The sequence below is a fragment of the Streptomyces sp. NPDC055099 genome (assembly GCF_053607685.1).
In genome coordinates this window covers 329,799-343,704 of the sequence record NZ_JBSGUA010000009.1, presented here as the reverse complement: position 1 = coordinate 343,704, position 13,906 = coordinate 329,799, and the positions used below count along the sequence as shown (strand labels likewise).

The 13,906-nt window shown below is 71.5% G+C and carries 15 protein-coding genes; 10 read left to right on the top strand and 5 right to left on the bottom strand.

The features are described from left to right. Positions 1 to 103: 103 nt before the first annotated feature. Positions 104 to 1,045, bottom strand: a complete 942-nt coding sequence (locus ACWFRU_RS23780) for a heavy metal transporter (protein ID WP_453689951.1) — start codon at positions 1,043 to 1,045, stop codon at positions 104 to 106. A gap of 62 nt (positions 1,046 to 1,107) precedes the next feature. On the opposite strand from ACWFRU_RS23780, the gene dapE reads away from it, so the two are divergent. Together dapE and ACWFRU_RS23770 are read left to right on the top strand one after the other, a co-directional pair. After that, a complete protein-coding gene (gene dapE / locus ACWFRU_RS23775) occupies positions 1,108 to 2,199 on the top strand; it encodes a succinyl-diaminopimelate desuccinylase (RefSeq protein ID WP_453689949.1) in 1,092 nt (363 codons plus the stop codon). 88 nt (positions 2,200 to 2,287) lie between these two features. After that, positions 2,288 to 3,043 (top strand): LOG family protein, encoded by a 756-nt coding sequence (locus ACWFRU_RS23770; RefSeq protein ID WP_453689947.1) that lies wholly within the window; start codon positions 2,288 to 2,290, stop codon positions 3,041 to 3,043. Between the two features lie 60 nt (positions 3,044 to 3,103). Here ACWFRU_RS23770 and folP read toward each other — a convergent pair whose 3' ends face one another. Continuing rightward, positions 3,104 to 3,964, bottom strand: a complete 861-nt coding sequence (gene folP / locus ACWFRU_RS23765) for a dihydropteroate synthase (RefSeq protein ID WP_365820236.1) — start codon at positions 3,962 to 3,964, stop codon at positions 3,104 to 3,106. 124 nt (positions 3,965 to 4,088) lie between these two features. On the opposite strand from folP, the gene ACWFRU_RS23760 reads away from it, so the two are divergent. Beyond that, a complete protein-coding gene (locus tag ACWFRU_RS23760; protein WP_453689945.1) occupies positions 4,089 to 4,520 on the top strand; it encodes a DivIVA domain-containing protein in 432 nt (143 codons plus the stop codon). Further along, positions 4,517 to 5,107 carry a DNA-3-methyladenine glycosylase I gene (locus tag ACWFRU_RS23755; protein WP_453689943.1) on the top strand — a complete coding sequence of 197 codons (591 nt, stop codon included), beginning with the start codon at positions 4,517 to 4,519 and terminating at the stop codon, positions 5,105 to 5,107. The genes ACWFRU_RS23760 and ACWFRU_RS23755 overlap by 4 nt, the downstream gene beginning before the upstream one ends. Before the next feature lie 6 nt (positions 5,108 to 5,113). Here ACWFRU_RS23755 and chcB read toward each other — a convergent pair whose 3' ends face one another. Next, positions 5,114 to 5,914 carry a 2-cyclohexenylcarbonyl CoA isomerase gene (chcB, locus tag ACWFRU_RS23750; protein ID WP_453689941.1) on the bottom strand — a complete coding sequence of 267 codons (801 nt, stop codon included), beginning with the start codon at positions 5,912 to 5,914 and terminating at the stop codon, positions 5,114 to 5,116. A gap of 320 nt (positions 5,915 to 6,234) precedes the next feature. Between chcB and ACWFRU_RS23745 the strand changes: the two genes are divergently transcribed. After that, entirely contained in the window at positions 6,235 to 6,402 is a 168-nt protein-coding gene (locus ACWFRU_RS23745; RefSeq protein ID WP_003966491.1) for a DUF3117 domain-containing protein, read from the top strand. Between the two features lie 80 nt (positions 6,403 to 6,482). Here the strand turns inward: ACWFRU_RS23745 and ACWFRU_RS23740 are convergent, their stop codons facing one another. After that, positions 6,483 to 7,181 carry an O-methyltransferase gene (locus tag ACWFRU_RS23740; protein ID WP_453690014.1) on the bottom strand — a complete coding sequence of 233 codons (699 nt, stop codon included), beginning with the start codon at positions 7,179 to 7,181 and terminating at the stop codon, positions 6,483 to 6,485. A gap of 153 nt (positions 7,182 to 7,334) precedes the next feature. Between ACWFRU_RS23740 and sigE the strand changes: the two genes are divergently transcribed. The 5 genes from sigE to ACWFRU_RS23715 all read left to right on the top strand — a co-directional run bounded on the left by sigE (position 7,335) and on the right by ACWFRU_RS23715 (position 12,659). Then, positions 7,335 to 8,102, top strand: a complete 768-nt coding sequence (sigE, locus tag ACWFRU_RS23735; protein WP_363209104.1) for an RNA polymerase sigma factor SigE — start codon at positions 7,335 to 7,337, stop codon at positions 8,100 to 8,102. Further along, positions 8,099 to 9,169, top strand: a complete 1,071-nt coding sequence (locus ACWFRU_RS23730; RefSeq protein ID WP_453689938.1) for a zf-HC2 domain-containing protein — start codon at positions 8,099 to 8,101, stop codon at positions 9,167 to 9,169. Before sigE ends, ACWFRU_RS23730 begins: the two co-directional genes overlap by 4 nt. Before the next feature lie 126 nt (positions 9,170 to 9,295). Then, positions 9,296 to 11,251, top strand: coding sequence for a trypsin-like peptidase domain-containing protein (locus ACWFRU_RS23725; RefSeq protein ID WP_453689937.1), 1,956 nt, complete (start codon positions 9,296 to 9,298; stop codon positions 11,249 to 11,251). A gap of 82 nt (positions 11,252 to 11,333) precedes the next feature. Then, positions 11,334 to 11,798: a sec-independent translocase gene (locus ACWFRU_RS23720; RefSeq protein ID WP_453689935.1), complete on the top strand. Its 465-nt coding sequence runs from the start codon at positions 11,334 to 11,336 to the stop codon at positions 11,796 to 11,798. Positions 11,799 to 11,984: 186 nt separating this feature from the next. Beyond that, positions 11,985 to 12,659, top strand: coding sequence for a hypothetical protein (locus ACWFRU_RS23715; protein WP_363209109.1), 675 nt, complete (start codon positions 11,985 to 11,987; stop codon positions 12,657 to 12,659). A gap of 102 nt (positions 12,660 to 12,761) precedes the next feature. Here the strand turns inward: ACWFRU_RS23715 and ACWFRU_RS23710 are convergent, their stop codons facing one another. Further along, complete coding sequence (locus tag ACWFRU_RS23710; protein WP_363209110.1) at positions 12,762 to 13,895, bottom strand: Mrp/NBP35 family ATP-binding protein; 1,134 nt, start codon at positions 13,893 to 13,895, stop codon at positions 12,762 to 12,764. Positions 13,896 to 13,906: the final 11 nt, after the last annotated feature.

Here is a 13,906-nt window from a genome sequence, read left to right as displayed (position 1 = left end):
GTGCGGACAAGGGGTCCGGTGGATGCCCACGTGAGGGCGCGAGCCTCTGGGCGGCACTTCGACCATGAGTGATCAGCGTGACTCGATCGGGTGATCCGCCGTACTACTGCCCAAGGACGATTCGGACGTCGCCCGCGCCCGTTCCGCCGTCCGCGGGCCGCCCGTCCCCGCCGGTCGCGCCCGCCTTGCCCGGCTTGCGCCATTCCTTCCCCGAGCCCTCGGCGCTCCACTCCCGGCCGCCGTACGAGACGCGCTCGATGCCGAGCGCGGACGCCTGGGCCACCGCCCAGTGCGCCAGCTCCCAGCCACGCTGCTCGCCGCCGCCCCCCACGCCTGACGCCGTGGAGTTCACCGGCACGGTGACGGTGTCCCCGCTCTTCCCGCTGCCGCCCTTCGGCACCACCTCGCGGCCGAAGTCGCGGACCAGGGCGGCCCGCACCTTCGCCGGATCGCCCGGCTCGTCCGCCGTGCGGCCCTCGCAGGTGAGGGTGGCGGGGGCGCGGCCGGTCAGCGCGGCGGCGAGCAGCACGGCGTCCGGCTCGTGCTTCGCGTACGCCTGGGGGTAGCCGCTGCGCTGCACGCGCTGCGCGGCGACGGTGAGGGGGAGCCGTGAATAGCCCGGGACATCCTTGAGGTGGTCGTAGAAACGCGCCGCCGAGTACGCCGGGTCCATGATCTGTTTCTCGTTGCCCCAGCCCTGTGAGGGCCGCTGCTGGAAGAGGCCGAGAGAGTCCCGGTCGCCATGGCTGATGTTGCGGAGCCCCGACTCCTGCAGGGCCGTCGCCAGGGCGATGGTGACCGCGCGCTCCGGCATGCCGCGGGAGGTGCCCACGGCGGCGACCGTCGCCGCGTTCTGAGCCTGCTCGGCGCCGAATTCGTACGACGCCCCGTCGCCGTTGCCCGAGACGACCTGGCAGCGTGGCGCCGCCTTGCCCCCGAAGACGTACTGGACGACCACATAGCCCACGAGCGCGAGCAGGACCGCGACCGCGGCCCCGATACGGAGGAGGCGGCCGCGCCGGACGAGGGTGGGGGGCTCAGGCACGCGACCAAGGTACTGGAGGCCACCGACAGGGCGGCGCGCCGAGGGGCGTTAGGGTCGAAACCATGGCTCAGACCTCACACGACGCGTCGCTCGACCTCACGCTCGACGCTGCCGCGCTCACCGCCCAGCTGGTCGACTTCCCGTCGCCGAGCGGCCAGGAGAAGGTCCTCGCGGACGCGATCGAGACGGCCCTGCGCGGTCTGCCGCACCTCACGGTCGACCGGCACGGCAACAACGTGGTGGCCCGCACGAACCTGGGCCGGGCCGAGCGCGTGATCCTCGCCGGGCACATCGACACCGTCCCGATCGCGGACAACGTGCCCTCGCGCCTGGACGAGGACGGCATCCTGTGGGGCTGCGGCACCTGCGACATGAAGTCGGGCGTCGCCGTCCAGCTGCGCATCGCGCAGACCGTGACCGAGCCGAACCGCGACCTCACCTTCGTCTTCTACGACAACGAAGAGGTCGCCGCCCACCTGAACGGCCTCGGCCACGTCGCCGAGGCCCACCCCGACTGGCTCGCGGGCGACTTCGCGGTCCTCCTGGAGCCGACCGACAACCAGGTCGAGGGCGGCTGCCAGGGCACCCTGCGGGTCTTCCTCAAGACGAAGGGCACGCGCGCGCACTCCGCGCGCGCGTGGATGGGCTCGAACGCCATCCACAAGGCCGCGCCGATCCTCGCGAAGCTCGCCGCCTACGAGCCGCGCAAGCCCGTCGTCGACGGCCTCCAGTACCACGAGGGCCTCAACGCCGTACGCGTCGAAGGCGGCGTCGCGACCAACGTCATCCCCGACGAGTGCACCGTCGTCGTCAACTTCCGCTACGCGCCGGACCGCTCCGAGGACGAGGCGCTCGCCTTCGTGCGCGACTACTTCGCCGACTGCGAGATCGACGAGTTCATCGTCGACGACCACACGGGCGCCGCGCGCCCCGGCCTCGACCACCCGGCCGCCGCGGCCTTCATGGCGGCCGTCGGCGGCACGGCGCAGCCCAAGTTCGGCTGGACGGACGTCTCCCGCTTCAGCGCGCTCGGCGTGCCCGCCGTGAACTACAGCCCGGGCAACCCGCTGCTCGCCCACAAGATCGACGAGAGGGTGCAGGCCTCCCTCATCCCGGAGGCGGAGAAGCGGCTCAGCGCCTGGTTGACATCCTGAGTTCTGTTGAGGATGCGACGCCTGTAACGCCCGTAGACCTACGCTGAAGCGGCACGTCGAGCAAGAGTGTCAGCGGAAGGGGATGTTCATGGGTAGTCCAGAAGGGCAGGGCCCGCGGGACGAGCAGCACTTGGGGCCCGTGGTGCGGCGGCGTGAGCAGATCACCCCGGGCACCACAGACCAGCGTCTCCTCGACACCGACGGTGAGGGTCAGTCGGAGTGGGTGCACACCGACCCCTGGCGCGTCATGCGCATCCAGTCGGAATTCGTCGAGGGCTTCGGCGCGCTCGCCGAACTCCCCAGCGCCATCAGCGTCTTCGGCTCGGCACGCACGCCGGTCGGTTCGCTGGAGTACGAGGCGGGCATCCGCATCGGCAAGGCGCTCGTCGACGCGGGCTTCGCCGTGATCACCGGGGGCGGCCCCGGCGCCATGGAGGCCGCCAACAGGGGCGCGCGGGAGGCCAAGGGCGTCTCCGTGGGCCTCGGCATCGAGCTGCCCTTCGAACAGGGCCTCAACGAACACGTCGACATCGGCGTGAACTTCCGCTACTTCTTCGTGCGGAAGACCATGTTCGTGAAGTACGCCCAGGGCTTCGTGGTCCTGCCCGGCGGCCTCGGCACCCTGGACGAGCTCTTCGAGGCCCTCACCCTCGTCCAGACCCGCAAGGTGACCCGCTTCCCGATCGTCCTCTTCGGCTCCGCGTACTGGGGCGGGCTCGTCGACTGGCTGCGCGACACCGTGGTGGCGGGCGGCAAGGCGTCCGAGCACGACCTGCACCTCTTCCACGTCACGGACGACGTGGACGAGGCGGTCGCCCTGGTCACCAAGGAAGTCGGCCGCTAGGGCCCCAGACCCTCTGCCGGGCGGGCCCACACCTGGCCCGCCCGGTGGCCGTACGCCCCGCTACGCCAGTCCCCGGCGGGCCACGGCCGGGTCCCGGTGCCCGGCGATGGTGGCGACCATGTCCAGGACCTGCCGCGTCTCGGCGACCTCGTGCACCCGGTACACCTGCGCCCCCAGCCAGGCCGACACCGCGGTCGTGGCCAGCGTCCCGAGCACCCGCTCCTTGACCGGCTTGTCGAGCGTCTCGCCCACGAAGTCCTTGTTGGACAGGGACACCAGGACGGGCCACCCGGTGTCGACCATCTCCCCGAGCCGCCGCGTCGCCTCCAGCGAATGCCGCGTGTTCTTCCCGAAGTCGTGCCCGGGGTCGATCATCACGGACTCACGCGGCACCCCGAGCGCGACCGCGCGCTCGGCGAGGCCGAGGGTGACCGAGAGGATGTCGGCCATGACGTCGTCGTACGCAAGGCGGTGGGGGCGGGTCCGCGGCTCGGCGCCACCCGCGTGCGTGCACACCAGACCCACGCCGTAGCGCGCGGCGACCTCCGCGAGCCGGGGATCGACTCCGCCCCACGCGTCGTTCAGGAGGTCGGCGCCCGCCTCGCAGACCGCCTCGCCGACCTCATGCCGCCACGTGTCGACGCTGATGACGACATCGGGGAACCGCTTGCGCACGTCGGCGACGAAACCGACCGTACGGCGCGCCTCCTCCTCGGCCGTCACCTCCTCGCCGGGACCGGCCTTGACCCCGCCGATGTCGATGATGGCGGCGCCCTCCGACACCGCCTGCTCCACGCGGGCGAGCGCGGGCTCGTCACGGAACGTGGCGCCCTGGTCGTAGAAGGAGTCAGGGGTCCGGTTCACGATCGCCATGATCACCGGCTCGTGCGCGTCGAATTCACGCCTGCCAAGCCTGAGCATCCCCGGTGAGCCTCCTTCGTCGGTGCCGTGGTCCGGCCGCCTGCGACCTTAACTGTCACAGGGGCATGGCACGATCAGAGCCTGACAGTTTCAGCACGGCAGTCGAGCGTGGGGGCCTGAAGAGATGGTCTTGTTCTTGTTCCTGGTCATCGCCCTCGTCGTGGTGGTCGGCGCGGTGACCCTGGCCGTGGTGGGCGGCGGGGAGCGCGCCGTGCTGCCCGACGTGCCGGCCGAGCGGTTCACCGACCCGCTGCCGCCGGACCGCGCCCTGCGCCGCGCGGACGTGGAGGCACTGCGCTTCCCGCTGACCGTGCGGGGCTATCGGATGGCGGACGTGGACGACGCCCTCGGCCGCGTCGCCGCCGAACTCGCCGAGCGTGACGCCCACATCGCGGAGCTGGAGGCGGCCCTCGCGGGCGCCCAGGCCACCGCGGTCGGCGGCCCCGGCCTTCTCAAGACGCACGCCCCGGCGATGCCGGAGGACCGGGCGGCCCCGAAGTCCCCGCAGGCACCGAAGCACCTGAAGGACGCGGCCGAAGAGGAGAACGGACGGTGAGCGGCGACGCGGTGGCGGGCCCGGACGGCAGACTGCGCTGCCCCTGGGGCCTCTCGACCGAGGACTACGTGGCGTACCACGACGAGGAGTGGGGCCGCCCGGTCCGCGGGGACGACGCGCTGTACGAGCGGCTCTGCCTGGAGGCCTTCCAGTCGGGCCTCTCCTGGATCACGATCCTGCGCCGCCGCGAGGGATTCCGTGCCGCCTTCGCGAACTTCGAGATCGCCGAGGTCGCGCGGTTCACGGACGCCGACCGGGAGCGGCTCCTCGCCGACCCCGGCATCATCCGCAACCGCGCCAAGGTCGACGCGACCCTCGCCAACGCGCGCGTGCTCGCCGGCTGGTCCGAGGGAGAGCTCGACGAGCTCATCTGGTCGCACGCGCCGGACCCGGCGTCCCGCAAGGCCCCGGGCGCGCTGGCCGACGTACCGGCTATCACGCCCGAGTCCACGGCCCTGTCCAAGGCCCTGAAGAAGCGCGGCATCCGATTCGTCGGCCCCACCACGGCGTACGCCCTGATGCAGGCCTGCGGCCTGGTGAACGACCACCTGGAGGACTGCGTCATCCGCGTCCCCCAGGACGGCTAGAGCGGCCTAGCGGCCCAGGTACTTGGGCTTCGCCTTGTCCAGGAACGCCTGGACGGCGATCGCGTGGTCCTCGGACGCGCCCGCCTTCGCCTGGAGCTCGTCCTCCTTCTCCAGGGCCTCCTCCAGGGTGTGGCCCGCCGCGTAGGCGAGAGACTCCTTGAGGGCCCCGTAGGCGAGGGTGGGGCCCTCGGCCAGGGTGCGGGCCACCTTCTCGGCCTCGGCCGCCAACTCGGCCTCGGGGACGACCCTGTTGGCGATGCCCAGGTCGTACGCCTCCTGTGCGCCGATGTTGCGCGGGAACAGCAGCAGGTCGCTCGCGCGGCCGGGCCCGATCACGCGCTGCAGCGTCCAGGAGACGCCCGAGTCGGCGGTCAGCGCGACCCCGGCGAAGGACGTGTTGAAACGCGCGGTGTCCGCGACGATCCGGTAGTCGGCGGCGAGCGCGAAGCCGAGCCCCGCGCCCGCCGCGACGCCGTTGACCCCGGCGACGACCGGCTTGGCCATCCCGGTCAGCGCGCGCAGGACGGGGTTGTAGTGCTCCCGCACCGTGCTCATCGTCTGTCCGGTGCCCGCGGCGCGGTCCGCCATGAGGGAACCGACGTGTTCTTTCAGGTCCTGCCCCACACAGAAGGCGCGCCCGGTCGCGGTGAGCAGTACGGCACGGACGGCGGGGTCCGAACCGGCCGACCGCACCGCCTCCCGCAGGGCGACCTTGGCCTCGATGTTCATCGCGTTCATCGCCTCGGGGCGGTTGAGCGTGATGGTCGCGAGCCCGTCGCTCACCTCGTAGAGCACGGTGTCGGCCATGGTGAATCCCCTCCAGTGGTCCTGCGCCGGTCATCTTTGTCCGAGCCCAGCATGACGGAGATCATCGGGCTCCGACATGAGGGGAGATATGTGACCTGCGTCAAAGAATTCCTGGCCATGGAGGCGTAAGAGGCGGCGAAGTATCGCAGCCACATCGCCGAATTGAGTGGTTTTGCGGGCGCGCGTTGCGCAAGCGATGCAGACCGATGTTGGTCATCGGGTCCTGCCATGCGGGATAATGGCCTGGAAGCAATGTGTTCGATGCCGGTGACACCTGGGTTGTCGGCTGCGATGAGCTGGTTTCAGGAAGGGGAACGAGCATGGCGGCCATGAAGCCGCGGACGGGCGACGGCCCGCTCGAGGTGACCAAGGAGGGGCGGGGCATCGTCATGCGCGTTCCGCTCGAAGGCGGCGGACGACTTGTCGTCGAACTGACTCCGGACGAGGCCGATGCACTCGGCGACGCCCTGAAGAAGGTCGTCGGCTGACGCGGAAGCGCCCACACTTTTTCACTGCCCCGGCATCGTCAAGACATGCCGGGGCAGTGCTATGTCCGCTGCGGGAGCGATCAGCGCTTGACGGCGCAGAGAAGGCCGTCGCCCACCGGTAGCAACGCCGGCATCAGGTCCTGGCTCTCGCGCACGGTCCGCAGGAGCTCGCGGATGCGCAGCACCTCGACGGGCTGCGGGCCGGAGTCCACCGTCCGGCCGTCGGAGAAGGCGCCCTCGAAGCAGACGAGCCCGCCGGGGCGCAGCAGGCGCAACGATTCAGCGAGGTAGTCCAGGTACTCCGTGCGGTCGCCGTCACAGAACACGAGGTCGTAACCGCCGTCCGCCAGGCGCGGCAGTACGTCGAGTGCGCGGCCGGGGATGAAGCGCGCGCGGTTGCCGGCGAACCCGGCGGCGCGGAAGGCCTCCCGGGCGAACTGCTGGCGCTCGGGCTCGGGGTCGACGGTGGTCAGCACGCCGTCGGGTCGCATTCCGTGCAGCAGGTGGAGCCCGGACACGCCCGTGCCCGTCCCGATCTCGGCGACGGCCTTGGCGTCCGCCGTGGCGGCCAGCAGGCGCAGCGCGGCGCCGGTACCGGGAGACACCGAGGGCAGGCCCGCGTCCTGGGCCCGGTCACGGGCCCAGCGTGTGGCCTCGTCCTCGGCGACAAAGGCGTCGGCGAACGCCCAGCTCGTCTGCCGGTTGCCGGTAATGGCCCTCTCCTGTCCCCGTGGATGCCTGGCCGTGACTGTATCCGTAAGGGGTGGGAACCCGCAGATGGGACCGGGCGTTTAGTGGGGGTAGGCGGACGCCGGGGGTAACGAATGGATCAAGACTGGCTGCGGGCCCTGCGACCAGGCAGGACACCTGGCGGGAAGCCCGTACCAAATTCCAGTAAAAACGCTTATCCGGAGCTAACGGGCGAGGTGGTTATGGTAGGGGCTCCACTGGACACCACCAGAGCCGACAGGGGAGGTGCGGCTGCGTCCGCGGATCGGGGAGGAGCGCTGAGGCGCTTTCTCGGGTTGGCGGGTGAGCCGAAATCCGTGACCGACACCGCTGACCGATTCCACACCGCCAACTCCGCTCAGACCGCGACCTTTGCCGCTGATGCGGAATCGCAGGCGTGGACTCCGCCCACCTGGGAGGAGATCGTCAGCACGCACAGCGGACGCGTCTATCGCCTCGCCTATCGCCTGACCGGCAATCAGCACGACGCCGAGGACCTCACGCAAGAGGTCTTCGTCCGTGTCTTCCGGTCCCTGTCGACGTACACGCCCGGCACGTTCGAGGGCTGGCTGCACCGCATCACCACGAACCTCTTTCTGGACATGGTGCGCCGCAAGCAGCGCATCCGTTTCGACGCCCTCGGGGACGACGCGGCCGAGCGCCTCCCCAGCCGTGAGCCGTCGCCGCAGCAGGTCTTCAACGACACGCACTTCGACGCGGACGTGCAGCAGGCGCTCGACACCCTCGCGCCCGAGTTCCGTGCGGCGGTCGTCCTGTGCGACATCGAAGGTCTCTCGTACGAGGAGATCGCCGCGACGCTCGGCGTCAAGCTGGGTACGGTCCGCAGCCGTATCCACCGCGGCCGTTCGCAGCTGCGCAAAGCCCTTCAGCACCGGTCGCCCGAAGCCCGCGCCGAGCGCCGCTCGCTCGCAGGAGCCGTGGCGCTGGGAGGAGGGGGCGCGACCGCGTGAGTGGATCACGGTCGAATCCTGCCGAGCGGCATCTGGCCGAGCAGCATCTGGGGGACCGACTCGCCGCCCTGGTGGACGGTGAGTTGGGCCATGACGCGCGTGAGCGGGTTCTCGCTCATCTCGCGACCTGTCCGAAGTGCAAGACCGAGGCCGACGCGCAGCGCCGGCTCAAGAGTGTCTTCGCCGAGGCGGCGCCGCCGCCTCCCTCCGAGAGTTTCCTCGCCCGGCTGCAAGGCCTTCCCGGCGGTGGCAGCGAGCCTCCTTCCGGCCCCAGGACCCCTGGAAGCGGCGGCTTCGCCACCGCGGACAGTGAGTCGGGGCTGCCGCCGAGCGGTGTCTTCGGCGTGCGGCCGGAGACCTTCGGCTATGCGCCGTCGGGCAGCCATGCCGCGGTGCTGCCGGGGTCGGGGCGCGGTTTCCGCTTCCATGACGTCGACCGCCGTGACGTGGGCCGCGATGTCGGTCGTGCCGAGGCCGAGCGGTCGCTGTGGCGCGGGCGGCGGTTCGCCTTCGCCGCCGCGGGCGCGGTGTCGCTGGCCGCGATAGCACTGGGCGGTGTCACGACGGGCATTCCCGCCGACCCCGGTGACCCGCGCGCGGGCTCTGGCACGAGCAACAGCTCGGGCAGCAACACCTCCGGCAACGGCACATCGGGCAACAGCAAGAGCAACGCGTCGCCGATGCGTTCGCCGGGCTCGGGGGTCACCGCGGCTCCCGATTCGGTGCGCCGCCGTGGCAGCGGGCCGCTGTCGGTGCAGGGCCAGCGTCCCGGGGTCCTCGCGGCCCCGGTCGCGCCCACGCAGGCGACCGGGCCCCTGCTGCCCGGAGTGCCCGCGCGGGGTCCGCGCGTCCAGCCCGAGCCGGTGTACGCGGGGCATCAGGTCGCGGCGCCGATGCTGACCGGCGCGGCGATCATGTCCCCGCTGATCCGTCCCGTCCCTCCCGTCGTCCAGGGCAGCGCGTCCCCCGCGGGCACCGTGCCGACGGTGGGCGGCGCGGACCCGGAGCGCACCGCGGCGGCCTCGCCCGTCGAGGGCACGCTGCGGGGCGCTTCGCAGATACGCTGACGTGCTCTGCGCTTCGGCGCGGGAACCTGGTTGAATCCTCGGTGGGCCGTGCCTGCCCGAGGTTTGTGGCGGGCGCGGAGATGAGCACGTGATCGGCGTCCGCCGTAGGCCAGGTGTGGGGAGAGCATGGACGAGGGCAAGCCCACGAAGGCGAAGTGGTGGAGCCGCCCCAGGTCGGCCTCCGCGCCTGACGGCGCGGGGCGACCGGAGGGTACAGGCGCCACCGGCCGAGCGGAGGACGCCTCGGGCGACTTCACCCTGGCCGCGGCAACTCCGCCCGACCCGGCAACGGCAACCCCCGCGCCTGCCGAGCCCGGCGCTGCGGCTCCGGGGGCTCGCGCCCAGGCGGGCATGGCTTCCGGTGCGGTCGCCGACGCCGCTCCGGGTGGTCCGGCTGGGGACGCTTCGGCCCCGGCTTATCCCGCCGACGCTTCGGCGACTCTGCCCGGCGCGACCTCCGCGCCCGCCGAGCCCACCGCGCCCGGCGCCGCGGCTCCGGCCGCCCCGGGGGTTCCCGCCCAGGCCGGCGTAGCTTCCGGTGCGGTCGCAGAGTCTGGCTCAGGTCCCCTGACCCCGTCCGACCCGGCCACCGCCCCCGGTGGCCCCGCCGAGCGCCCCCGCCCCCTGCACGACCCCGATCCGTACAGCACCCCGCCCTACGGCGAACCCGGCCCCTGGGCCCCCGCCCCGCCCGTACAGCACCCGGCGGCGACCCCGGCGCACGGCACGCAGCTCCCGGCGGCGAATCACGGCGGAACCCCGCCCCACGGCACCCCGGGCCCGCAGCAGCCGCCGCAGGCCCAGCCTCAGCCGCACCCGACTCCGCAGCAGCAGCCGCAGGCCCAGCCTCAGCCCCACCCGGCCCCGCAGCAGCAGCCGCAAGCCGTTGCCCCGCCCCGGCAGCCCTATGACCCCTGGAACGCGCCCCTGCAGCAGAGTGGTGCCGTTCCTGTCGATGAGGGGAAGCGGAAGAAGCAGGCGCGGCGGCTCGTTCTGGTCGGGATCGTCGTCATCACCCTCGTGGCCGGTGGGATCGGCGGAGCCATCGGGGCCTATGTCGAGCGGAACGCCGGCGTCTCGGACATCGAGCTGCCGCAGGCGGACTCGCAGGACAAGACCCGCGCCAAGGACAGCGTCGCCGGCATCGCGGCGAGCTCGCTGCCCGGCGTCGTGACGCTGCACGTCAGCGGCGACGAGGCGCAAGGCACCGGCACCGGCTTCGTGCTGGACGGCAAGGGCCACATCCTCACCAACAACCACGTGGTCGAGCCCGCCGGGACGGGCGGCGAGATATCGGTGACGTTCAGCGGCGGTGAGACCGCCAAGGCGGAGGTCATCGGCCGCGACGCCGGTTACGACCTCGCCGTGGTCAAGGTCTCCGGCGTACGCGGACTCAAGCCGCTGCCCCTCGGCAACTCCGAGAACGTGCAGGTGGGCGACCCCGTGGTGGCCATAGGAGCCCCCTTCGATCTGGCCAACACCGTCACCTCCGGCATCATCAGCGCCAAGGAGCGCCCCATCACCGCGGGCGGCGAGAAGGGCGACGGCAGCGACGTCAGCTACGTCGACGCGCTCCAGACCGACGCACCCATCAACCCCGGGAACTCCGGCGGCCCGCTGGTCGACTCCCAGGCCCGCGTCATCGGCATCAACAGCGCCATCCGCTCCGCCGACGACAGCTCGGCCCCCGGCGGCGGACAGGCGGGTTCCATCGGCCTCGGCTTCGCCATCCCCATCAACCAGGGCAAGCGCGTCGCCGAAGAGCTGATCAACACCGGCAAGGCCACACATCCTGTGATCGGTGTCACGCTCGACATGGAGTACACGGGCGACGGCGCCCGCGTCGGCGAGAAGGGCAAGGACGGCGGCCCCGCCGTGAACAAGGGCGGTCCGGGCGATGTCGCCGGGATCGAGCCCGGCGACGTCATCACCGAAGTGGACGGCCAGCGCATCCACTCCGGCGACGAACTCATCGTCAAGATCCGCGCCCACCGGCCCAAGGACCGCCTTGAACTGACCGTCCAGCGAGCAGGAAAGGACCGGAAAGTGACGCTGGTGCTCGGCGCCTCGGACGGGAGCTGATCCACGTCTGTCGCCCGGCGGCTACCGGACGGACAGGAACGCCGGGTACCGTGGACCCGGTCCGGATGGCAAGGAGCTCAAGGTGTTCTCAGACATTGGCCCGCTCGAGGTAGTGGCGCTGATCATCCTCGCCGTGCTCGTTTTCGGCCCGGACAAGCTGCCCAAGCTCATTCAGGACGCCTCGCGGACCATTCGTAAGATCCGTGAATTCTCTGACAGCGCCAAGGCGGACATCCGCAGTGAACTCGGCCCGGAATTCAAGGACTTCGAGTTCGAGGACCTGAATCCGAAGACCTTCATCCGCAAGCAGCTCGACAACGACGAGCTCGGCCTGAAGGAAATCCGGAACGGCTTCGACCTGAAGAAGGAGATGGCCGAGGTCACGGACGCCGTGAACGGGCGGGAGAGTGAATCCTCCGACGCCGCGTCCGACGGGGGTGGCGGCCGCGTAGACATGGCCAAGAACGACGGTCGTGTCGACATGGACAAGAAGCCCGAGAACGCCGCGCCCGCCGACCGTCCGCCGTTCGACGCGGACGCCACCTGACCTCCTCCGAGGCGCACCCGGTACGCCCCTGAGCACGCCTCTTGGCGCGTCCTGTGAGACACCCATCTGCCCACCGGTGTCCCGGCTTCCGGAACGGGTGTGGCTATCCTGCCTTGTTGTCCGGCTGAGGACGCCCGAGGGGGGCGGGCCCTGCGGACCGATGAGAACGAGGAGGCGGCCGGGTACATGGAGACGACAAGTCGCGTAGGCGCACAGGCGCCGGCCGCGGACGGCACCGCACAGGCGATGCCCTCCGCCCGGCGCACGGTCGACAGTTATCTGCTGGCGCCCTTCCCCTGGTACGGCCTCGACGAGGCCTTCACGGGCGAGCGCTGGTTGATGCAGGTCGGCACCGCCGCGGACGGCACGGTGGAGCACGGCTCCATCGGGCACGGCGATGAGCCGTCGGTACGGAGTGACGGGCCTTTCGGCAACAACGACAAGGAGCGCTTCGCGGCCGTGGTGACCGTCGCGGCCAACCCGGTGCGGCGCAGCCCGGACGGCACGGGCCTGCTCGAGGCGACATCGGTGTCGTCCGCGGCCTGGCTCGCCGGAGTGGGGCTGCTGTCCTTCACCTGGCCCAGCCAGATGGACCACAGCCTGCGTGACGACTGGCTGGACCAGCAGACCGAGACGGCCTGGGTCCTCGCGGACGACCTGCAGGGCGAGGACTGGTCGACGCTCTCGCTCCCGGTGGACGGGGTGCCGACCTCGTTCCACTACCGCGAGTCCGAGTTCGGCTGGGTGCTCGCCGGGTCCACGGAGGAAGGCGTCCACCTGGGTGCCTACGGCCGCGGCATGAGCGCGTACGGCCTGGGCTTCTCCGTGGTCAAGGACATCCACGACTACGCGGCCGGTTAGGACGCGGCCGGCCGGTCCGGCCGCCGCACACATACGCCGATGGGGGCGCCGCTCATGACGAGCGGCGCCCCCATCGGCGTACGGCAGAAGCCCCGGAGGGCCTCAGAACTTGTTGCGCGGGGTGATCCCCAGGGTCATGCCCGCGAGGCCGCGCTGACGGCCGCCCAGCTTGCCCGCGATCGTGCGCAGCGCCGAGCCCGCCGGGGAGTCCGGGTCCGTCAGGACGACCGGCTTGCCCTCGTCGCCGCCCTCGCGCAGGCGGACGTCGATCGGGATGGAGCCGAGGACCGGGACCGTGGCGCCCGTCGTCTTCGTGAGGCCCTCGGCGACGCGCTGGCCGCCGCCCGTGCCGAAGACGTCGACCATCTCGCCGCAGTGCGGGCAGGGCAGCCCCGCCATGTTCTCGACGACGCCGACGATCTTCTGGTGGGTCTGCACCGCGATGGAGCCCGCGCGCTCGGCGACCTCGGCCGCGGCCTGCTGGGGCGTCGTCACGACGAGGATCTCGGCGTTCGGGACCAGCTGGGCCACGGAGATCGCGATGTCGCCGGTGCCCGGCGGCAGGTCGAGCAGGAGCACGTCCAGGTCGCCCCAGAAGACGTCCGCGAGGAACTGCTGGAGGGCGCGGTGGAGCATCGGGCCGCGCCACACGACCGGGGCGTTGCCCGGCGTGAACATGCCGATCGAGATGACCTTCACGCCGTTCGCCGACGGCGGCATGATCATGTCCTCGACCTGGGTGGGCTTGCCGTCCGCGCCCAGCATCCGGGGCACGGAGTGGCCGTAGATGTCCGCGTCCACGACGCCGACCTTCAGGCCGTCCGCCGCCATCGCGGCGGCGAGGTTCACCGTCACCGAGGACTTGCCGACGCCGCCCTTGCCGGACGCGACCGCGTAGACCCGGGTCAGCGAGCCGGGCTTGGCGAAGGGGACCTCGCGCTCGGCGGTGCCGCCGCGCAGCGCGCTCGCCAGCTCCTTGCGCTGCTCGTCGCTCATCACGTCGAGGGTGACGTCGACGCGCGTGACGCCCTCGACGGCGGCGACCGCGTCGGTCACGTTCTTCGTGATGGTCTCGCGCATCGGGCACCCGGAGACCGTGAGGTACACGGTGACCGCCACCACCCCGTCAGGGGAGATGTCTACCGATTTGACCATCCCCAGCTCGGTGATGGGTCGATGGATCTCGGGGTCGTTCACCGTCGCCAGTGCTTCACGCACCGCGTCTTCCGTAGCCATAAGACCGATAG